Raw genomic sequence first — 20084 nt, forward strand, 5'->3', positions numbered from 1 at the left:
GACGAACTGACAAGGAAACGCACCATGAGCGCCGTCGACCTGAACAGCGACCTCGGCGAGGGCTTCGGGCGGTGGAGCCTCGGCGACGACGAGCAGATGCTCGGCATCGTCTCCAGCGCCAACGTCGCCTGCGGGTTCCACGCCGGGGACCCGGCGTCCATCCGCCGCACCGTGCGGTCCGCCGTGGCGCACGGCGTCACCATCGGCGCGCACGTCGGCTACCGCGACCTGGCCGGGTTCGGCCGCCGCAACATGGACGTCCCCGACGACGAGCTCGAGGCCGACATCGTCTATCAGATCGGCGCGCTCCGCGGCCTGGCCGACGCCGAGGGCGCTACCGTCACCTACGTGAAGCCGCACGGCGCGCTGTACAACACGGCGGCGGTGGACGAGCGGGTCGCCCGGGCCGTCGCGGCGGCCGTCGCCGCCGTCGACCCTGGGCTGGTGCTGCTGGGGCTGCCCGGGAGCGTGGCTCTCGCGGCGGGCGAGGCGGCCGGGCTCGCGACGGCAACCGAGGCCTTCGCGGACCGCGCGTACACCCCGGAGGGTCGCCTGGTCTCGCGGCGAGAGCCGGGTTCCGTGCTGCACGACGCCGACGACGTCGCACGCCGCATGCTCCGCCTCGTCACCGAGGGCGTGGTGACCGCGGTGGACGGGTCCGACGTCGCCGTGCGCGCCGACTCGGTGTGCGTGCACGGCGACTCCCCCGGCGCCGTCGCCATGGCCCGGCGGATCCGCGAGGTGTTCGACGCCGAGGGCATCCGGCTCGCGGCGTTCGCCCCGGCGGCGGGCAGCGGCGCCGCAGCGTGATGCGGGTACTGACCGCCCGCGACGACGCCCTCCTGGTCGAGCTCGACGACCTGGACCAGGCGGTCGCGCTGTACGAGTCCCTCCTGGCCGACCCCGTGCGCGGCGTCGGCGTGCCCGTGCCCGGCGCGCGGACGCTGCTCGTGCCGTTCCGCCCGTCGGCGATCGCGGCGCGGGACCTGGCCACCGAGCTCCGGACGAGGCCGCTGGAGCGCCGGACCACCTCCGCCGCGCGCACCGTCGAGATTCCCGTCCTGTACGACGGCGCCGACCTCGCCGAGGCGGCCGGGCTGCTCGGCTGGAGCCCCGACGAGCTGGTCCGGCGGCACACCGCGGCGGCCTGGACGGTGGGGTTCGTCGGGTTCGCGCCCGGGTTCGCCTACCTGACCAGCGACGACTCCGAGCTGGTGGTCCCTCGGCGGTCGAGCCCGCGCACCCGGGTGCCGGCCGGGTCGGTGGCCCTCGCCGGGCCGTACAGCGGCGTCTACCCCCGGGAGAGCCCCGGCGGGTGGCAGCTCGTGGGCCGCACCGACGCGCCGATCTGGGACGTGACCCGCGAGCGCCCGGCCCTCCTGCTCCCGGGCGACCAGGTGCGCTTCGTCGCGATCCGGGAGAAGGTCCGCTTCGATCGAGCAGTTGGGCATGCTTCGCAGCCCGAGACCAGTCCCAACCGCTTGATCGAAGCGGACCTTCGCTCGACCACTGGGTCCGGCCATGTCGACGAGGGTGTCGAGGTGGTCAGCCCCGGCGTGCAGGCGCTGGTGCAGGATCTCGGCCGGCCAGGATCCGAGGGAGCCGGGGTGTCGGCGTCCGGTGCGCTGGACCGCCCGAGCCTGCGCGCGGCCAACCGGGCGGTCGGCAATCCGTCGGACGCCGCGGCGATCGAGTCGGTGGGCGGGCTGCGGCTGCGTTCTCGCGGCCCGCAGGTGCTCGCGGTGACGGGGGCGGTCGGCGACATCGTGGTCCGGCCAGGTGTCGCTGCCGAACCGGGCGCCGTCGGCCCGGGCGGTGACCAGCGGGGTGCCGCCGAACCGGCGCGCCCCAACCGCCGTCCGCGGCCCGGGGAACCGTTCGCGCTGGACGACGGCGACGAGCTGCGGCTGGCGCCCCCTGCCCGAGGCGTGCGTGCCTATGTGGCGGTGCGCGGCGGGATCGACGTGCCGCCCGTGCTGGGCAGCCGGGCCACGGACGTGCTGGCCGGGCTGGGGCCCGATCCGCTCGGGTCCGGCGACCTGCTGCCGGTCGGCACGCCGGCTCGGGGCCTCCCCGCGGCCGACCCGTTCGTGAGCGTGCCCGTCGGGGGAACGGCGCCGCGCGGGGCACCACGCGGCGAGACGCAGCAGGGGGCGATGCGCCCGGGCGAGACGCCGCCGTCGGGCATCCAGGCGGCTGCAGGCACCCTGCCGCCGTCGGACGACCTGCCGGCGCCCGGCGAGGTGACCGTGCTGCCGATCGTCCTGGGGCCGCGTGACGACTGGTTCGACGCCGCGGCGATCGCCAGGCTGACCGGCCAGGACTGGCTGGTGACGCCGCGCTCCAACCGGATCGGGCTGCGCCTGGACGGGGAACCCGTCACCCGCGTCCCCGAGCGGGACGGCGCGGAGCTGCCGAGCGAGGGCTGCGTCACCGGCGCGATCCAGGTCCCGCCGGACGGCCTGCCCGTCCTCTTCCTCGCCGATCATCCCTTGACCGGCGGCTACCCCGTGGTCGGGGCCGTCGCCGCGGACCACGTGCCGCTCGCCGGGCAGCTGCCCGCGGGCGCGCACGTCCGCTTCACGATCCGGGACCTCGCGCCGAGCGCGCGCCCGGAGGACACCACCCGGAACCACGCAGGAGGCACCTCATGATCCGCACCGTGCTCATCGCAAACCGGGGCGAGATCGGGGTCCGCGTGGCCCGGGCGTGTGCCGACCTGGGGATCCGCTCCGTTGCGGTGTACGCCGACGGCGATGCCGACGCCCTGCACGTCCGCCTCGCCGACGAGGCCTGGGCCCTGGACGGACGCACCGCCGCGGAGACCTACCTGTCGGTGGGGAAGCTGCTCGACGTCGCGCGCCGGTCCGGCGCCGACGCGATCCACCCCGGGTACGGCTTCCTGTCCGAGAGCGCGGCCGCGGCGCGCGCCGTCGAGGAGGCGGGGCTGGTGTGGGTGGGGCCGACGTCGGCCACGATCGAGCTGCTCGGCGACAAGATCGCCGCCCGCGACCTGGCACGAAAGGTCGGCGCGCCCCTGGTACCCGGCTCGGACGGCCCGGTGCCCGACGCCGCCGCCGCGCTCGCCTTCGCCGAGGAGCACGGCCTGCCGCTGGCCATCAAGGCGGCGCACGGCGGCGGGGGCCGAGGAATGCGCGTGGCCCGGACCCTTGAGGAGGTGCCCGAGCTGTTCGACGCCGCCCGGCGCGAGGCGGAGGCCGCGTTCGGGCGGGGCGAGTGCTTCGTCGAGCGGTTCCTGGAGCGGCCCCGGCACGTGGAGGCGCAGGTCATCGCGGACGACCACGGCCATGTGGTGGTCGCGGGCACCCGCGACTGCTCCCTGCAGCGACGCAACCAGAAGCTGGTCGAGGAGGCGCCCGCGCCGTTCCTCGACGACGCCGTGCGTGAGCGGGTGCACGAGTCCGCGCGCGCGCTGTGTGCCGCCGCGGGTTACCGGAGCGCCGGGACTGTGGAGTTCCTGCTCGGAGTGGACGGCACTCTCTCGTTCCTCGAGGTCAACACGCGGCTCCAGGTGGAGCACCCCGTCACGGAGGAGACCACCGGGCTGGACCTCGTGGTGGAGCAGCTCCGCGTCGCCGGCGGCCTGCCGCTGTCCGTGACCGAGGACCCCGAGCCGCGCGGGCACGCGATCGAGCTGCGGCTCAACGCCGAGGACCCGGCGCGCGGGTTCCTGCCCGGGCCCGGGCGCATCGACCGGTTCGTCCCGCCCGCGGGCCCGGGCGTCCGGGTGGACTCCGGGGTCGAGTCCGGGTCGGTGATCCCCGGCGAGTTCGACTCGCTGTTCGCCAAGATCGTCGTGTGGGGGCCCACCCGGGAGGCGGCTTTGGCGCGGGCCCGTCGGGCCGCCGCCGAGACCGTTGTCGAGGGGGTGCCCACGGTGCTGCCGTTCCACCGCGCGGTGCTCGCCGACCCGGCGTTCACTGCGTCGGGCGGCGGGGCTGCGGACGCCGGAGCAGAGGGCACCGGAGCAGAGGGCACCGGAGCAGAGGGCACTGGAGCAGAGGGCACCGGAGCAGTGGGCACCGAAGCAGTGGGCACCGGAGCAGTGGGCACCGGAGCAGCCAGCGCCCCGTCAGCAGGCGCCGCGTCAGCAGGCGCCCCGTCAGCAGGCACGCACGGATTCGCCGTCCACACCCAGTGGATAGAGACGGAGCTCCTGGCGTCGATCGACCCGCAGACACTCGCCGAGCCTGTGGTCGAACCCGGGGTAGTGGACACCTGGGTCGAGATCAACGGGCGGCGGTACCGGGTCCGCACCCCGGGCGGCATGGGGTTCGCGGGCGCCGGTCCGGCGGGCGCCGGTCCCGTCGGTTCCGGCAGCGCGGCACCCGGCAGCGCGGCACCCGGCACCGGCGGGACCTCGACGGCCGAGGGCGCGACCCCGCCGTCGGGCAGCGGGACGGACGACGGGCGCGTGCCGGTGCTCGCAGCCATGCCCGGCAGCCTCGTGCGCTGGCTCGTGGCCGACGGCGAGACCGTCGCCGACGGGCAGCCGGTCGCCGTGGTCGAGGCGATGAAGATGGAGACGCAGCTCGTATCGGCGGCCGCGGGTGTCCTGAAGCACAAGGCGGCCGAGGGCACGCAGATCACCCCGACCGACCCGATCGGCTACGTGGCGCGGTAGTCCCGCTATTTGAGCTCGGTTCAGCAGGCCAAAGAGTGCCACTATCCGTCGCTTCATGGCCCTATCCGGCCTGCTGAACCTGAGTCAGTCCGCTCAGCATGCCCGGAGCAGCTCGTCGTCGATCCGGCTGGCGGTGCGACGTCGAGCCGCAGGTTGATCACCCTCTAGTGCGTCGAACCGTAGCGGACACGTCGATCCGGGCTTCGATGGACGTGCATGATGCGGTTCGGCGCCAGGGTGCACTGCCACTATGCGGTTCGGCGCCCGGACCGTGGCTGGTTCGGGGGTCCCGGGGGGGGTGGACGGCGGGGTCAGCTGATCGTGAGGATCCCGTCGTCGTCCAGCTGGACGAGAACGCGGCGCTTCCAGGCGTCTTCCGGCTTCGGGAAGTCCGTGCGGTAGTGGCCGCCGCGGGTCTCCTCGCGCAGCCAGGCCGCGCGGGTCAGGGCGCGGGCCACCTGGTGCACGTTGGTGGTCTCCCACTCGGCGGTCTGGGGCTCGGCGACGACCTCCGCCGCCAGGTGCGCATCAGCCCGCACTGCAGAAAGCCGCTCGTCGACCTCGGCCAGCGACCGCGCCGACCGGATCACGCCCGACCCGGCGGACGTCACCTTCTGGATCCGCGACCGGGCGGCGGCCGCGACCAGCGCCGACCCGCCGGGGCGTTCGGCCGGCTCCCCCGGCTTCAGCTCGCCGGCGTCGAACCGGGCCGCGACGTCGCGCGCCGCGCGGGAGGCGAACACGATGCCCTCCAGCAGCGAGTTCGACGCGAGCCGGTTGGCCCCGTGCACGCCGGTGCACGCGACCTCGCCGACCGCGTACAGCCCGTCCACCGAGGATCGCCCGTCGAGGTCGGTCACCACGCCGCCCGAGTGGTAGTGCTGCGCGGGCGCCACGGGCACCGGCTCCTCGGACCAGTCGATGTCGGCCTCGAGCAGCCGCCGGTTGATCGTGGGGAACCGCGTGCGCAGGAACTCCCGGCCCAGGTGGCGGGCGTCGAGCAGCACGTTGTCAGCTCCGGTGGCGGCCATCTGCCGCACTATCGCGTGCGCGACGACGTCCCGCGGCGCCAGCTCGGCCATCTCGTGCACGCCGGGCATGAACCGGTGCCCGTTGACGTCGAGCAGCAGCGCGCCCTCACCGCGCACCGCCTCCGAGATGAGCGGGAGCTGCCCCTTGGCGCCCGAGCCGAGCCACAGGACCGTCGGGTGGAACTGCACGAACTCCAGGTCGCCGAGCACCGCGCCCGCTCTGAGGGCGGCGGCGATGCCGTCGCCCGTCGCGCCGGCCGGGTTGGTGGACGACCGGAACACCTGCCCGATCCCGCCGGTCGCCAGCACGACGGCGGGGGCCAGGACGGCGCCGACGCCGTCCCGCGAGCCCGCGCCCCGCACGTGCAGGGTCACGCCGCAGGCGCGCCCGTCCAGGGTTGTCAGCACGTCCAGCACCAGGGCGTTCTCCACGACCTCGATGCCCGGGTCGTGCCGGACCGCCTCGATCTGCGCGACCAGCGCGCGGGAGATCTCCGCGCCCGTGGCGTCGCCGCCGGCGTGCGCGATCCGGTCGGCGTGGTGGCCGCCCTCCCGGGTGAGCGCGATGTCGCCGTCGGCCGCCTTGTCGAAGACCGCACCGCGCGCCACGAGCTCGCGTACGCGGGCCGGGCCCTCGGTGACCAGCACCTGCACGGCCTCCGGGTCGGACAGGCCGCCGCCGGCGGCGAGCGTGTCCGCCAGGTGCGCCTCGGGCGAGTCCGACGGGTCGAGCGCGGCGGCGATGCCGCCCTGCGCCCACACCGTCGACCCCGACAGGAGCCGGCCCTTGGTCACGAGCAGCACCCGCGGGACGTGCGTACGCAGCTCGAGCGCCGCCGTCAGGCCCGCGATCCCGGAGCCGACGACTATCGCGTCGGCCTCCGCGGTCCAGCCGGGTGCGGGGGCCGCAAGCGAACGTGCGAGGCGAGGTCCGGGTCCGGGCGTGGGGTTCACGCGCGGCCCGACGCCGTGCGGACCAGGCCGGCCCGCTGGAACGGCTCGATCGCGAGGCCGCTCTCCTGAAGCCCGTACCCGTCCGGCACGTGCCCGGGCTCGTCGGTGATCTCGACCATGCGGTTCTGCTCGTCGACGAACACGACGTTCGGCAGGAAGGTCCGCGCGTCGCGGTCGGAGAGCATGCCGTAGGCGATGAGGATGACGACGTCGCCCGGGCTGACCAGGTGGGCCGCCGCGCCGTTGATGCAGATCTGGCCGGAGCCGGGCTCGCCCGGGATCACGTAGGTCGTGAGCCGCGCGCCGTTGGTCACGTCGACGACATCGACCTGCTGGCCGGGCAGGAGGTCCGCGGCGTCGAGCAGGTCGGCGTCCACGGTGATGGACCCGACGTAGTGCAGGTCCGCCTGGGTCACCGTGGCCCGGTGGATCTTCGCGATCATCATGGGCCGCTGCAGCGAGGCGGGGCGGCCGGCGGCGGAGTGCGGGGTGGAGCTCATGGCGTTACCTCTGGTCTGGCGAGACCTCGACGGCCTGGTTGTCGATCAGTCGGGTGGAACCCACCCGTGCGGCCACGAGCAGCAGCGCGGAGCCGGAGAAGTCGTCGGCGACCGCGTCCACGGTCACCGGGTCGACGAGCGCCAGGTAGTCGACCACGACGCCTTCCGCCTCGTCCAGCACCTGCCGCGCGGCGTTGGTCACACCCGCGGCACCACGGTCCGCTGCCGCGGCCCCCGCGGCCAGTGCGCGGGAGAGGGCCAGGGCCCGCTCCCGCTCGCCCGCGGACAGGTAGGCGTTGCGCGAGGACAGGGCGAGCCCGTCGGCCTCGCGCACGGTCGGCACGCCCACCACCTCGACCGACACCTCCAGGTCGCGCACCATGCGGCGCACGGCCAGCAGCTGCTGGGCGTCCTTCTCGCCGAACAGCGCGACGTCGGGCCGCACCAGGTGCATCAGCTTGAGCACCACGGTGAGCACGCCGTCCAGGTGCCCGGGGCGGTGCTCGCCCTCCAGCACCTCCCCGATCCGCCCGGCCGAGACCCGCACCACGGGGTCGCCGTCCGGGTAGACGACGTCGGGCGTGGGCGCGAAGACGACGTCGGCCCCGACGCCGGCCAGCTTGGCGACGTCGCCGTCCAGGTCACGCGGGTAGGTTTCGAGGTCCTCGCCCGCGCCGAACTGCAGCGGGTTCACGAAGATCGTCACGACCACCTGGCCGTTCGGGCCGGCCTCCTCGCGCGCGCGGCGCACGAGCTCCAGGTGACCGTCGTGCAGCGCGCCCATCGTCATGACGACGGCGCGCTGCCCCGGCGCCGCATCGGGCCCGCCCGGCTCCAGAGGACCGGCGATGGCCCAGCGCATCTGCGCGTCGCGCAGCTCGGAGCGGGTGCGGACCACGAGCGGGGTGCGCTGCGCGGGCTCCGCATCGGGCGAGGTAGTGGTCTGGGTGATCACTCGGTCTTCCTTCCTGCGCGCGACTCCCCCGTCGCGCCGTCCAGCGCGTCCAGCAGCGCCTGCGCCGCGGAGTCGTCGATGCGGTGGCTCGCCAGCGCGCGGCGCGTGGCCCCGCGGGCGAGCTCGGTGTAGCTGTCGGGGATGTCGGTGGCGCCGCTGGCGGCGGCGAGGGCGCTGAGCTCGGTCAGGTGGCGGCGCACCGTGCCGACGTCGCCCCGGGAGACCGGCCCGGTGAGCGCGGAGATCGCACCCGGCCCGACGCCGTCGCGCGCGTCCGCGGACCGGGTCGCCGACTCCAGGGCCGCCGACAGCAGCGGCGCGAGCACCCGGCCGGGCGACTCGATCCCGGCCGCCTCCAGCGCCTGCGAGGCCTGCGCGACGAGCACTACCAGGTGGTTCGCGCCGTGCGCGAGCCCCGCGTGGTAGATGCCGCGGGCCTGCTCGTCCACGATCACGGGCTCGCCGCCGATCTCGACCACGAGCGCCTGCCCGATCGGCAGCACGGGCGCCGGCGCGGTCACGGCGAACGTGCAGCCCTCCAGGCGCGCCAGGTCGAGGGAGGTCCCGGTGAACGTCATGGCGGGGTGGACCGCGAGCGGGATGGCTCCGCCGAGCCGGGCGGGCTCCAGGACGGCGGTCCCGAAGCGCCCGGACGTGTGGATCGCGAGCTGGCCCGGCTGCCAGGCCCCGGTGTCGGCGAGGCCGGAGACCAGGGGGCCGAGGGCGTCGTCGGGCACCGCGAGGAGGACCAGCTCGGCCCGCTCCACGACGTCGGGCACCTGGAGGTTGGGGACGCCCGGCAAGAGCGTCTCGATGCGGTCCCTGGAGTCCTCCGAGATGCCGCTCGCGCCGACGACGGCGTGGCCCGCCGCCCGCAGCGCGTTGCCGAGCACGGCGCCCACGCGACCCGCGCCGACCACGCCGACGCCCAGCCGGCCGGGCCGGCGGCCCGGCTCGTCGGGGTCACTCACCGGACATCACCGGTCACTCTCCTCGTCGTTCCATCCATCGTTCCGGACCCGCCGCCGCGCGTGCGGTGCGGGCCCGCAGGGCCTGCTCCGCGATCAGCCGCTCGGCATCGCCGGCATCGAGGTGCGCCACCTCGGGATGCACCGGGCCCTCCGTGGAGTGCACCTGGAACGAGGCCACGCCCAGCCGGCGCTGCCACGGTCCCTGGCTCAGGGCCAGCGACTGCGTCCGCTCGTGCGGCACCACGTCCAGGATCTTCACCATGCGGCCCCGGCGCAGCAGCAGCGCGCGTCCGGTGACGGTGAACCCGTTGCGGCGCCACGCCACCGGATCAAGTATGCGGGTCCGACGGGGTGCGGTGACGAATGTACTGATCGTCCGGGAGTCGCCGTCCAGCCCCGCGTCGAGGACACGGCGCGGCTCGTCGACGCCGAGGTCGGGCAGCACGAGGGAGAGCACGGTCAGCGCCTCCTCGCGGGTGCCGACCGGGAGCAGGACGCTGTTCTTCTCCTCGCTCTCGCCGCCGTAACCGGCGACGTTCACCTGCACGCGCCACCAGTCGCGGCCGCGCCACAGCACGCTCTGCACCAGGCGGACGGCCTGCACGCGGCCCGGCGGGATGGTCTGGGAGCGCGTCTCGAGCATGCCGTGCCGCAGGCGGACGCCGTCGGGCGAGATGGCCACCCGGAAGTCGAACTCGCCCGTCAGGCGGCCGAACAGGTACCCGCCCGCGCCCAGCACCGCGGGCAGCGAGGCGGACATCACGGCGAACTCGCCCGTGACGATCACGACCACGAGGACCGCGAGGGCCCAGACGATCAGCGTGATCATCGCCCCGGAGCGCACCACCGAGGCGATCAGGCGGCCCAGCGGCACGGTGAGGACGGGCGTCTGGGGCGCTTCGAGGCTGGCGGGCGGGGCCGGGCGGGCCGTCCCGGCCCCCTGCTCGCCCGCGGGCTCGACGGCGTCCTGGATCCCGCCGTCCGGCACCGCTCCCTCCGGAGCGGCGCCGGCGGTCACGACGTCGGACGGCGCGTGGGACCGCGCGTCGACCGCCGGGCTCGTCCTGGCGACCTTGAGGCCCGCCGCGCGGGCGAGGAGCTCGGCGCGCAGCTCGTCGGCGTCGGACCCCTTCAGGAACCCGATGGCGACGCCGGAGTCGGTGCCGCCCGCCGTCTCCAGGGTCAGCTCGCACAGACCGAAGAACCGGGCCACGAGCGGCTGCCGGATGTCGACCGACTGCAGCCGGTCGAGGCGGGCGTGCCGCTGCTGGCGGAACAGGATGCCGCGCCGCAGGTGCACGGTCTCCGCGCCGATGGCGAAGGTGGTCATGCGCCAGGCCAGCGTCGAGTAGCCCCAGCCCACGAGCGCGACGGCGGCGAGGGCCGCGAGCAGGGTCCACCAGTACTCGCTGGACACGAGGGCGATGAGGCCGCCGCGCGGCCCGCCGTCGAGGCTCTGCTGGCCCAGGATCACGACCGCCGCGCCGACCACCGCCCAGCCCCGGACCAGCGGGGTGATCGGGTGGACCCGCCGCCAGACGAGCTCCTCGGCGTCGGGCTGCGCGGGATTGCCCGGCCGGCCGGGCGCGACCCGCTGGCCGGGACCCGGCTCCCGCTCGTCGAGGCCGCGCTCCGGCGTGCTCACAGCCCCGCCAGACGGGCCTCACCGCGGGACGCGAGGCGGTCACGCAGTCGCGCCGCCTCGTCCGGGGCCAGGCCTGGGATCTGGGCATCCGTGCCGACGGACGCCGTGTGGAGCTGCACCTTCGCCAGGCCCAGCTTGCGGTCCAGGGGCCCCGCCTCGACGTCCACGTACTGCATGCGGCCGTACGGCACCACGACCATCGACCGGAACATGACGCCCTTGCGGATGAGGAGGTCGTCGTCGCGCTCGGCGTAGCCGATGGCCTTGACCTGGCGTGGGACCAGGATGATCGTCCACACGAGGAAGACGGCGGGGACACCGCCGAGGATCCAGAACCAGGGGCTGACGGTGACCGCGAGCACGACGCCCACGACCAGCGGTATCCCCAGGCTGATGGCGGCCGGGACCAGCCAGGCCGTCACGAGCCGCGGGGACACGCGGTTCCAGGTCACGTCGTGCGGTTCGAAAGGGCTGGTCATGTTGGCCATTGTTCCGCAGAGGGCAAGCGCTGGGTAGCGAGGCCTCACGCCGGAGCGGGGGACTCACCTTCGTCGGAGCTGGCACGGTCCTTGTCCGACGGCGGCAGCTCGCAGAACTTCTCCACGACCAGGCCCACGACGGCGAGCACTATCGAGCACAGCACCGCGATCCCGGCCGCGACGGCGCGGTCGCGGCGCGGCTCGATCGCGAGGTCGCCCAGCACCACCAGCACCTGCGCCAGGTACCAGCCGCCGAGCAGCGCACCCGTGAGGGCGGCCGCCTTCGCCAGGACGAGCGTCCGCGCGGCGCGGAGTCCGTCGAGGGAGGGCCGCTTGCCCTTCTGGTACGACCGCACGGTCCACCCCGACCAGAACACCGCCCCGGCCAGCGCGACGATCGCGACGTCGACCAACCAGGGCACCACCGGCAGGTAGACGGCGCGCGACTCGAGGGCACGCAGCACCAGCCAACCGACGAGCGCGACAGCAACGAGGACTGCGATCAGAGACCTGACCGGGGTTCGGCGCATGTCAGGCGTCGCGCCCCCGCTCGTCCCGGACCGGCACCCACGAGGGGACCGAGTCGATCGGGCCGTCCGACGGCGGAGCCTGCTGCTCGGTCGCGTAGCCCGGCACCCGGATCACGGTGTGATCGTTGTCGTAGCCGTCCCGGTGCCCGTTCAGCTGCCCGTTCGCGTGCCCGTTCCCGTGGCCGTTCAGCTGCCCGTTCGCGTGCCCGTTCAGCTGGCCGTTCTGCGCCGGGTCGGGCACGCCGTTCGTCGGCGCGCCGACCGGGGCGAACACCGGGGCCCCCTGCTCGGGCTGGGCGCCACCGTTCACCGGCGGGAACACGCCTGCCGGCTGGCGCGACGGGTTGACCGGCGCGAACACCGGCTTGGCCGACGCGGCGGACGCCGGGGGCAGCGGCTCGTGCTCCGGCACCTCGTGCGCCGTGTCCCGTACCGCACGGGGCGCGATCGGCGACGGCGGTGCCGGGACGAGCGCCTCCTCCGGCGGCGGCACTGCCGACCCGGGCATGCCGATCGGCGGGGCCGTCCGCTGGGTCGCGGGCATAGCCTGCTGCGGGATCGGCACGGAGCCGCCCGGGCCCGGCACCGGTCCGCTCGAATAGCCCTGCGGGTGCGCGCCCGGGTACACCTCCTGCTGCGGGCCGCCGACCTGAGCCTGGGCGTCCAGGTCCACCTGACCGCTGGAGTAGCCCTGCGGGTGACCGCCGCCCGGCACCTCGACCACGGGGCCGCCGGGCGAGACCGGCGGACGCCCGCTCGGCGGGAGCGACGGGGGCAGGGCCGGGGGCATCTCGGCGACGGGGGCGTCCTGCCCGCCGTCGTCGGGCACGGCGGGGTGGTTCGAAACCGTGCTCCCACCGCCCTGCTCCGGCTCCGGGTCGGTCAGCCAGTCGAGCGCGAGCCAGCGGATGCCCGACCGGTCGGGCGCGGTGGCCGCCAGCTGGGCCACCGGTCCGCCGCCGAGGCCGGGCAGCACGGCGTCGGGCGCGATCTGCGACCACGGCTCCAGGACGAACGCCCGCTCGTGCGCGCGGGGGTGAGGGATCTCGAGGTCCTCGGCGGCGTCGGTCAGGGTGCCGTAGGCGATCAGGTCGACATCGAGCGTGCGCGCGCCCCAGCGCTCCTCGCGGGTGCGGCCGTGCACGTTCTCCACCTCCTGGCAGGCGTGCAGCAGCCCGCGCGCCGGGAGCGTCGTGCGGGCCAGCAGCACCGCGTTCAGGTAGTCGGGCTGGTCCTCCGGGCCGCCGACGGCGGCCGTGCGCGCCAGCGGCGACACGTCCGTGATCTGCAGTCCTGGCACACGGTCCAGCTCGGCGACCGCCGAGCGCATGGTCGCCTGGGGGTCGCCCAGGTTGGCGCCGATGGCGATGACCACGTCCACGGACCCCGCGGGGACCTCGTCGAACCGGTCGCGCGGCTCGGGCTGCTGGTACTGCTGCTCCTGCGCGTAGGCCTGCTCCGGCTGCCCGACGGCGGAGTCGGGGACCGCCGACGACACCCGGGTCGCCTCCATGTCGCCCTGGTCGTACTGCTGCCCGAACATCTGGTCGTACTGGTTCTGCTGCGGATCGACCCGCTGCTGCTGCTCGAACGGCTGGGCCTGGTCGAACGGCCCCGGCTGCTCGAACACCGGCGCCTGCTGCTCGGGCTGCGCCGGCTCCGGCTGCTGCGCGAACTGGTCGTACTGCTGCTCGAAGCCGTTCCGCTGGTCGAGACCCGGCCGCTGGTCGAGCCCCTGGAGCGACTCGTACTGCTGGACCGGCTCGAAGGCGGGCTCAGGCTGGAACGCCGCCTCCGGCTGGAACGCGGGCTCCTGGCCCAGGTGGTCCTGTCGCTCGGGCTGGGCCGGTGCCTCGGCCTGCAGCTCCCATGCCGCAGGGATCACCTGCAGGGGCTGGGGGGCGATGAGCTCGGGCGCGGGGAGCGGCTCCGGCTCCTCAACGGGAGGCTGGACGGCGGGCGCCACCGCGGCCGGAACCCGGTCGACGAGCGGCTCCGCCTCGAACACCTCGGCCCCGAACTGCGCCGGCTCGACCGGCTGATACGGCGGGAACTGCTCCGGCTCCTCGGCCACCGGGCGGGCGACGGGCTCGAAGTCCTGCAGCGCGGGCTCGGCGGCGAACGACACGCCGTCCGACCCGCTGCGCGCCTGCTCCGCGGCGTCGTTCCAGGACTCGACGGGCGGGCCGGTCGGGAACACGTCGACGGGCCCGGCGTCCGCCGGCCCGACTGACGGGGCGAGCGCGTCCGCGGCCTGGACCTGCCCGCCCGGAGCCGCGACGACGGGCGCGTGGACGCGGTCGCGACGGATCGCCACCACGACGTCCGCGAACGGCACCGGGATGGGCGCGTGCGGCTTGTGCACGCGCACGTCGACCGCCTGGACCTGGGGCCGGGCCAGCACCGCGGCGGCGATGCGCTCCGCCACCGTCTCGACGAGGTCCGCGGGCTCGCCCGTCAGGATGTCGTGGACATCCCCGGCCACGTCCGCATAGCTCACCGTCTGTGCCAGGTCGTCACCGGCGGCCGCCGGGCGCGTGTCCAGGTACAGCACGACGTCGGCCCGGAACTCCTGGCCGGTCTGTCGCTCCGACGGCAGCACACCGTGGTACCCCCGCGCGCTCACACCGGTCAGCTGGATCTGGTCCAGCGACCGGCCGTCCGGGTCTTGAACGCCCGTTCCGAACGCTGTGGTCACCGTGGTCCTCCCCCGTCGTCTTTGCGTGCACCGGAATCCTGCCAGGTTGGCGTGCCTTGTCCCCCGGCCGTCCACGATTCTGTGGTCAAGGCCACGGTGGAAGTCAATGCCTCCGGTGCGGATTGGGGAGAGCTATCCGGCGACCCTACCCGTGGCTCGCCGGCGGCGGTGGTCCACGCGGCCGCCACCTTGACCGCATCGGCGCTCGCCCGGACGGTGTGCACGCGCACGCACCAGGCGCCCGCGGCGGCCGACAGCGCCGAGATCGCGGCCGTCGCGTCGTCCCGGGCACGGGGCGGCACCGGGTGTCCCGACGAGTCCGCGAGCAGATGACCCAGGAACCGTTTGCGGGACGCGCCCACGAGCACCGGGCGGCCGAGCTGGTGCAGCGCGTCGAGGTGGGCCAGCAGCGGCCAGTTCAGCGCCCCGGCCTTGCTGAAGCCGAGGCCCGGGTCGAGGATCACCTGCTCGGGCCGCACCCCGGCGTCGTGCAGGGCGGCCACGCGGGCCGCCAGCTCGTCGCGGACGTCGGCCACGACGTCGTCGTACACCTCGAGGTCGTCCATGACGTCCGCGTGCCCACGCCAGTGCATCGCCACGTATGCGGCGCCGGTCTCGGCGACGGCGCGGCCCATCTCGGGGTCGGCGAGGCCGCCCGAGACGTCGTTCACTATGCGCGCCCCGGCCGCCACGGCTCGCTCGGCGACGGCCGCGCGCGTGGTGTCCACGCTCACGATCGCGCCGCGCGCGGCGAGCTGCTCGATCACGGGCAGCACCCGCGCGAGCTCCTGGTCCTGCGGCACCCGCACGGACCCGGGCCGGGTGGACTCCCCGCCCACGTCCAGGATGTCCGCACCCTCGCCGAGCAGCTCCAGGCCGTGCGCGACGGCGGCCGACGGCTCGAACCACTCGCCGCCGTCCGAGAACGAGTCCGGGGTGACGTTGACGACACCCATCACGAGGGTGCGGCCCACGCCGGAGAGCTCGGGCAGGCCGAGCACCCGGGCGTCCCGGGTGGGGTGACGCACGGTGGAGACCACCGTCACTTCCCGAGGATGAGGCTCATCGCCTCGGCTCGGGTGGCGCCGTCCCGCATGACGCCGCGCACCGCCGACGTGATCGTGCGCGAGCCGGGCTTGCGCACGCCGCGCATCGACATGCACAGGTGCTCGCACTGGACCACCACGAGCACCCCGCGGGGCTCGAGGAGCTCCACCAGGGAGTCCGCGATCTGGGTGGTCATGCGTTCCTGGACCTGCGGACGGCGCGCGTAGACCTCGACCAGGCGGGCCAGCTTGCTCAGCCCCGTGATGCGGCCGTCCACGTTCGGGATGTACCCGACGTGCGCGACGCCGTGGAACGGCACCAGGTGGTGCTCACAGGTCGAGTACACCTCGATGTCCTTGACCAGCACCATCTCCTCGTGGCCGAGGTCGAAGGTGGTGGTCAGCACGTCCTCCGCCTCCTGCCGCAGGCCCGCGAAGATCTCCTGGTACGCCCGGGCGACGCGGGCCGGCGTCTCCCGCAGGCCCTCCCGCTCGGGGTCCTCGCCGACGGCGATGAGGAACTCGCGCACTGCGGCCTCGGCCCGTGCGGCGTCGTACGGCGGGATGTCCGCCGCGCGCCGCACGGGCGTCGACAGGGGGGTGATGGACCTGTCGGTCATCGTGTTGCTCCGGTCTGTCAGTTCGGCGGGTCCGTGGGCACCGCGTCGGACGGCGTCGCCGTGTCCAGCACCGCCTCGTCCTGCGGCACCACGGCGGGGTGCCCGTTCTGGGCCGCCAGCTCCTTGGGCGTGAGGACGGGACCGCGGGTGTGCACCGTGCGCTGCTCGCTGGACAGCCAGACGTCGCGCGCGGGGCGCTTCTCGACGGACCGGAAGACCTCCGCGAGCTCCTTCTGGTTCAGCGTCTCCTTGTCGAGCAGGCCGAGCACCAGCTCGTCGAGCACGTCGCGGTACTGGCTCAGCACCTCCCACGCCTCGTCGTGCGCGGCGTCGACGAGCTTGCGCACCTCGTCGTCGATGGTGCCCGCGACGGACTCGGAGTAGTCCCGCTCGTGCCCGTAGTCGCGGCCCAGGAACGGCTCGCCGGCGCTCGTGCCGAGCTTGATGGCGCCGACCCGCTCGCTCATGCCGTACTCGGTCACCATCTTGCGGGCGATGGCCGAGGCCTTCTCGATGTCGTTCGAGGCGCCGGTGGTGGGGTCGTGGAACACGATCTCCTCGGCGACGCGGCCGCCCATCGCGTACGCGAGCTGGTCGAGCAGCTCGTTGCGCGTGGTCGAGTACTTGTCCTCGAGCGGCATGACCATGGTGTAGCCCAGCGCCCGGCCGCGCGGCAGGATCGTCACCTTGGTGACGGGGTCCGTGTAGCGCATCGCCGCGGCGACGAGGGCGTGGCCGCCCTCGTGGTACGCCGTGATCTTCTGCTCCTTGGTGTTCATCACTCGCGTGCGCTTCTGCGGGCCGGCCACGACGCGGTCGATGGCCTCGTCAAGGGCGCGGTCGTCGATGAGCTGAGCACCGCTGCGCGCGGTGAGCAGGGCGGCCTCGTTGAGCACGTTCGCCAGGTCCGCACCCGTGAATCCGGGCGTGCGGCGGGCCACTGCCTCGAGGTCGACCTCGGGGACCATCGGCTTGCCCTGCGAGTGCACGTTGAGGATCGCCTCGCGGCCCTTGAGGTCCGGGGCCTCGACGGCGACCTGGCGGTCGAAGCGGCCGGGGCGCAGCAGCGCCGGGTCGAGGATGTCGGGGCGGTTGGTCGCGGCGATGAGGATGACGTTCGTCTTGACGTCGAAGCCGTCCATCTCGACGAGCATCTGGTTCAGCGTCTGCTCGCGCTCGTCGTGCCCGCCGCCCATGCCCGCACCGCGGTGGCGGCCGACGGCGTCGATCTCGTCCACGAAGATGATCGCGGGCGAGTTCTGCTTGGCCTGCTCGAAGAGGTCGCGCACCCGGCTGGCGCCCACGCCGACGAACATCTCGACGAAGTCCGAGCCGGAGATCGAGTAGAACGGCACACCCGCCTCGCCGGCGACGGCGCGCGCGATGAGCGTCTTACCCGTACCGGGCGGGCCGTAGAGCAGCACGCCCTTGGGGATCTTGGCGCCCACGGCCTGGAACTTGGCCGGCTCGGCGAGGAACTCCTTGATCTCCTGGAGCTCTTCGACCGCCTCGTCCGCGCCCGCGACGTCGGCGAAGGTCACCTGCGGGGTGTCCTTGGAGGCCAGCTTCGCCTTGGACTTGCCGAAGCCCATGACCCGGTTGCCGCCACCCTGGGCCCGCGAGAGCAGGAACCAGAACACGACACCGATCAGGAGGAACGGGATCAGCACCGACAGCATGGAGGACCAGAAGCTGGGCTGCGGCACCTCCGAGTCGAACCCGTCGGCCGGGTCGGACTTCACGATGGCGTCCTCGACCCGGTCGCCCTGGGGCAGGGTGTAGAAGAACTCGACGGTCTTGCCGTGGTCGACCTTCTCGGCCTCGTCACCTTCGCCCTCGGTCGACGAGTACGCCTTCGAGAGCTTGAGCTCGACGCGCTGCTCGCCGTCGACCATGAGGGCGTGGTCGACCGTGCTGCCCTCGAGCAGCTCGATTCCCTGTGACGTCTCGATTCGCGAGACATTGGGCTGGTTCAGTGCCGAGATGGCCAGCGTCACCACGACCAAGGCGACCAGGATCCAGATGACAGGCCCACTCAGAAGCTTCTTGATGTTCATCGGCGACGGGGACCGAGCCCCGTTTCCCTCCGCTCGCGCAGTATGTTTCCGTCGAAACTACATGGTCTCCCTGACAGGAGGCCCGGGTGTTCGCCCAGAGCATGTGACGCCTGGACCACACCTCGCCCAGACGTGACGAACCGCCCGGGATGGGCATCCCGCGGCGTCGAGCAGTGACTGAGAGAAGTCGGTCTTCGTCAGCCGCCGTAGACGTGCGGTGCCAGGGTGGCAACGAACGGCAGGTTCCGATAGTTCTCGGCGTAGTCGAGGCCGTAGCCCACCACGAACTCGTTGGGGATGTCGTAACCGAGGTACTTCACGTCGACGTCGGCCTGCGCGGCGTCCGGCTTGCGCAGCATCGCGGCGATCTCGACGGACTCGGGGCCGCGCGAGCGCAGGTTCGACACCAGCCAGGACAGCGTGAGGCCCGAGTCGATGATGTCCTCGACGATGACGACGTTGCGGCCGGTCAGGTCCGCGTCCAGGTCCTTGAGGATGCGGACGACGCCCGAGGACTTGGTCCCCGAGCCGTACGACGACACCGCCATCCAGTCCATCTGGACCTTGTGGTGCAGACGGCGGGACAGGTCGGCCATCACCATGACCGCGCCCTTGAGGACGCCGACCAGGAGCAGGTCCTTGCCCGCGTAGTCCGCGTCGATCTGGGCGGCCAGCTCGTCGAGCTTCTTGGTGAGCTGCTCCTCGGAGAGCAGGATCTCTGCGAGGTCGGGTCCGACGTCGGACTGGTCCACGGGTTACTCCTGAGTTGTGCTGGGGGGCAAGGCGCCGGTCCAGGTACCGGTCGGCGCGGCGTGCAGGAAAAGCCTGCCACACGCACGGCGGGCCTGTGCGCCTCCCGGGAGGTGGGCGGGGCCCTGACCGCTCCACGACACGACCAGCGCGTCGAGCGCGTCGACGTGGCGCGTGGTGGTGCCCGTGGGCGGGCAGCCGGCCGCGAGCGCGGCGAGCCGCAGGGCACGACGCCGGAGCGCCGGATGGGCCCGCTCCAGCACCTCGACGTCGAGGACCTGCTCGACGTCGCTCTCCCGTGGTGCGGCCGGATCGCTGCCCGGCACGCCTGCCGCCGTGCCCGCTGCCGCCCTCGTCCCCGCGGCTGCGCGGGCCTGCGCCAGGAGCTCCGCGGCGAGGGTGTCGAGCAGGTCCGCGTCGTCGCGCAGCTGGTCCGCGCTGCGCCCGAGGGCCTCGACGACGCCCGGGCCCAGCGTCTCCTCGAGCACCGGCAGCACCCGCCCCCGCACCCGCGAGCGCAGCGGCGTGAACGCCCCGCGAGATCGGTCAGTTGCCTCGTCCTGACGCTCTCGCGCGGGCTCGGGGTCGTCGGGCAGCAGGTTCGTGGGGTCGATCCAGAACTCCAGGCCCGACGCCGCGCACACCGCCTCGGTCTGCGCGCGCCGCAGCCCCAGGAACGGCCGGCGGAAGATCCCCCGCTCGCGCGGCATGCCGGCCAGCGACCGGGCCCCGGCGCCTCGCGCGAGCCCGAGCAGCACCTGTTCCGCCTGGTCGTCGAGGGTGTGTCCGAGCAGCACCCGGGCAGCGCCCCTCTCGGCGGCGACCGCCTCCAGCGCGGCGTACCGGGCGTCCCGGGCGGCGGCCTCGGGACCGCCGGCGCCGTCCGACCAGACGGCGCGCCGGACCACCACCGGGTCGAGGCCCAGGGCGCGGCACTGGTCGGCCGCTCGCTCGGCGACGTCGGCGGAGCCTGCCTGGAGGCCGTGGTCCACGACCACCGCACCCGCCCGGACGGCGTACCCGCGCGACCGCACGGAGCGCCCGACGCGGCGGGCCTCGAACGCCACCGACGCGGCGAGGGCGAGGCTGTCCGCGCCGCCGGAACAGGCGACCAGCACCAGCTCGTCCGGGCCCAGCCCGGCCAGCGCCGCCCGGACCGCGTTCCGCGCCGCGGCGACGGCGGGATCGACATGGGCCACGGTC

16 protein-coding genes are annotated in these 20084 nt (G+C 74.2%); 3 read left to right on the plus strand and 13 right to left on the minus strand.

Annotated features, from left to right (window positions below):
* The first annotated feature begins 24 nt into the window (after positions 1-24).
* Genes C8K30_RS13080 through C8K30_RS13090 form a run of 3 tightly spaced genes read left to right on the plus strand, consistent with a single transcriptional unit; the run spans position 25 to position 4645 of the window.
* Positions 25-810, plus strand: a complete 786-nt coding sequence (locus tag C8K30_RS13080; protein ID WP_108493340.1) for a LamB/YcsF family protein — start codon at positions 25-27, stop codon at positions 808-810.
* Positions 810-2654 (plus strand): 5-oxoprolinase/urea amidolyase family protein, encoded by a 1845-nt coding sequence (locus C8K30_RS13085; RefSeq protein WP_108493341.1) that lies wholly within the window; start codon positions 810-812, stop codon positions 2652-2654. The genes C8K30_RS13080 and C8K30_RS13085 overlap by 1 nt, the downstream gene beginning before the upstream one ends.
* Positions 2651-4645 carry a biotin carboxylase N-terminal domain-containing protein gene (locus C8K30_RS13090; RefSeq protein ID WP_108493342.1) on the plus strand — a complete coding sequence of 665 codons (1995 nt, stop codon included), beginning with the start codon at positions 2651-2653 and terminating at the stop codon, positions 4643-4645. The genes C8K30_RS13085 and C8K30_RS13090 overlap by 4 nt, the downstream gene beginning before the upstream one ends.
* Before the next feature lie 311 nt (positions 4646-4956).
* On the opposite strand, the gene C8K30_RS13095 is transcribed toward C8K30_RS13090, so the two are convergent.
* From C8K30_RS13095 to tilS, 13 genes are all read right to left on the minus strand, one after another.
* Positions 4957-6630, minus strand: coding sequence for an L-aspartate oxidase (locus C8K30_RS13095; RefSeq protein ID WP_108493343.1), 1674 nt, complete (start codon positions 6628-6630; stop codon positions 4957-4959).
* Positions 6627-7130: an aspartate 1-decarboxylase gene (gene panD, locus C8K30_RS13100; RefSeq protein WP_108493344.1), complete on the minus strand. Its 504-nt coding sequence runs from the start codon at positions 7128-7130 to the stop codon at positions 6627-6629. The genes C8K30_RS13095 and panD overlap by 4 nt, the downstream gene beginning before the upstream one ends.
* A gap of 4 nt (positions 7131-7134) precedes the next feature.
* A complete protein-coding gene (panC, locus tag C8K30_RS13105; RefSeq protein ID WP_233257178.1) occupies positions 7135-7992 on the minus strand; it encodes a pantoate--beta-alanine ligase in 858 nt (285 codons plus the stop codon).
* 89 nt (positions 7993-8081) lie between these two features.
* Positions 8082-9056 carry a Rossmann-like and DUF2520 domain-containing protein gene (locus C8K30_RS13110; RefSeq protein WP_108493345.1) on the minus strand — a complete coding sequence of 325 codons (975 nt, stop codon included), beginning with the start codon at positions 9054-9056 and terminating at the stop codon, positions 8082-8084.
* A gap of 13 nt (positions 9057-9069) precedes the next feature.
* Entirely contained in the window at positions 9070-10701 is a 1632-nt protein-coding gene (locus tag C8K30_RS13115; protein WP_108493346.1) for a PH domain-containing protein, read from the minus strand.
* On the minus strand, positions 10698-11189 hold the full coding sequence (locus C8K30_RS13120; protein ID WP_108493347.1) for a PH domain-containing protein: 492 nt from the start codon (positions 11187-11189) through the stop codon (positions 10698-10700). The genes C8K30_RS13115 and C8K30_RS13120 overlap by 4 nt, the downstream gene beginning before the upstream one ends.
* 35 nt (positions 11190-11224) lie before the next feature.
* Entirely contained in the window at positions 11225-11710 is a 486-nt protein-coding gene (locus tag C8K30_RS13125; protein ID WP_108493348.1) for a DUF3180 domain-containing protein, read from the minus strand.
* A gap of 1 nt (position 11711) precedes the next feature.
* A complete protein-coding gene (gene folK / locus C8K30_RS31255; protein ID WP_233257166.1) occupies positions 11712-14408 on the minus strand; it encodes a 2-amino-4-hydroxy-6-hydroxymethyldihydropteridine diphosphokinase in 2697 nt (898 codons plus the stop codon).
* Complete coding sequence (folP, locus tag C8K30_RS13140; RefSeq protein WP_233257179.1) at positions 14405-15364, minus strand: dihydropteroate synthase; 960 nt, start codon at positions 15362-15364, stop codon at positions 14405-14407. The genes folK and folP overlap by 4 nt, the downstream gene beginning before the upstream one ends.
* Positions 15365-15450: 86 nt before the next feature.
* On the minus strand, positions 15451-16074 hold the full coding sequence (gene folE / locus C8K30_RS13145; protein WP_165919587.1) for a GTP cyclohydrolase I FolE: 624 nt from the start codon (positions 16072-16074) through the stop codon (positions 15451-15453).
* Between the two features lie 17 nt (positions 16075-16091).
* Positions 16092-18131, minus strand: a complete 2040-nt coding sequence (gene ftsH / locus C8K30_RS13150) for an ATP-dependent zinc metalloprotease FtsH (protein WP_108493349.1) — start codon at positions 18129-18131, stop codon at positions 16092-16094.
* Positions 18132-18328: 197 nt separating this feature from the next.
* Positions 18329-18883, minus strand: a complete 555-nt coding sequence (hpt, locus tag C8K30_RS13155; protein WP_108493350.1) for a hypoxanthine phosphoribosyltransferase — start codon at positions 18881-18883, stop codon at positions 18329-18331.
* 3 nt (positions 18884-18886) lie between these two features.
* Complete coding sequence (gene tilS, locus C8K30_RS13160) at positions 18887-20080, minus strand: tRNA lysidine(34) synthetase TilS (protein WP_108493351.1); 1194 nt, start codon at positions 20078-20080, stop codon at positions 18887-18889.
* Between the last annotated feature and the right edge of the window lie 4 nt (positions 20081-20084).

This window comes from Promicromonospora sp. AC04 (assembly GCF_003058225.1).
In the GTDB taxonomy this organism is placed as follows: domain Bacteria; phylum Actinomycetota; class Actinomycetes; order Actinomycetales; family Cellulomonadaceae; genus Promicromonospora.

Coding starts and splice junctions, on each gene's coding strand:
- C8K30_RS13080 (WP_108493340.1), top strand. CDS start 25: ATGAGCGCCGTCGACCTGAACAGCGACCTCGGCGAGGGCTTCGGGCGG.
- C8K30_RS13085 (WP_108493341.1), top strand. CDS start 810: ATGCGGGTACTGACCGCCCGCGACGACGCCCTCCTGGTCGAGCTCGAC.
- C8K30_RS13090 (WP_108493342.1), top strand. CDS start 2,651: ATGATCCGCACCGTGCTCATCGCAAACCGGGGCGAGATCGGGGTCCGC.
- panD (WP_108493344.1), bottom strand. CDS start 7,130: ATGAGCTCCACCCCGCACTCCGCCGCCGGCCGCCCCGCCTCGCTGCAG.
- panC (WP_233257178.1), bottom strand. CDS start 7,992: ATGCGCTGGGCCATCGCCGGTCCTCTGGAGCCGGGCGGGCCCGATGCG.
- C8K30_RS13120 (WP_108493347.1), bottom strand. CDS start 11,189: ATGGCCAACATGACCAGCCCTTTCGAACCGCACGACGTGACCTGGAAC.
- C8K30_RS13125 (WP_108493348.1), bottom strand. CDS start 11,710: ATGCGCCGAACCCCGGTCAGGTCTCTGATCGCAGTCCTCGTTGCTGTC.
- folP (WP_233257179.1), bottom strand. CDS start 15,364: ATGGGTGTCGTCAACGTCACCCCGGACTCGTTCTCGGACGGCGGCGAG.
- folE (WP_165919587.1), bottom strand. CDS start 16,074: ATGACCGACAGGTCCATCACCCCCCTGTCGACGCCCGTGCGGCGCGCG.
- ftsH (WP_108493349.1), bottom strand. CDS start 18,131: ATGAACATCAAGAAGCTTCTGAGTGGGCCTGTCATCTGGATCCTGGTC.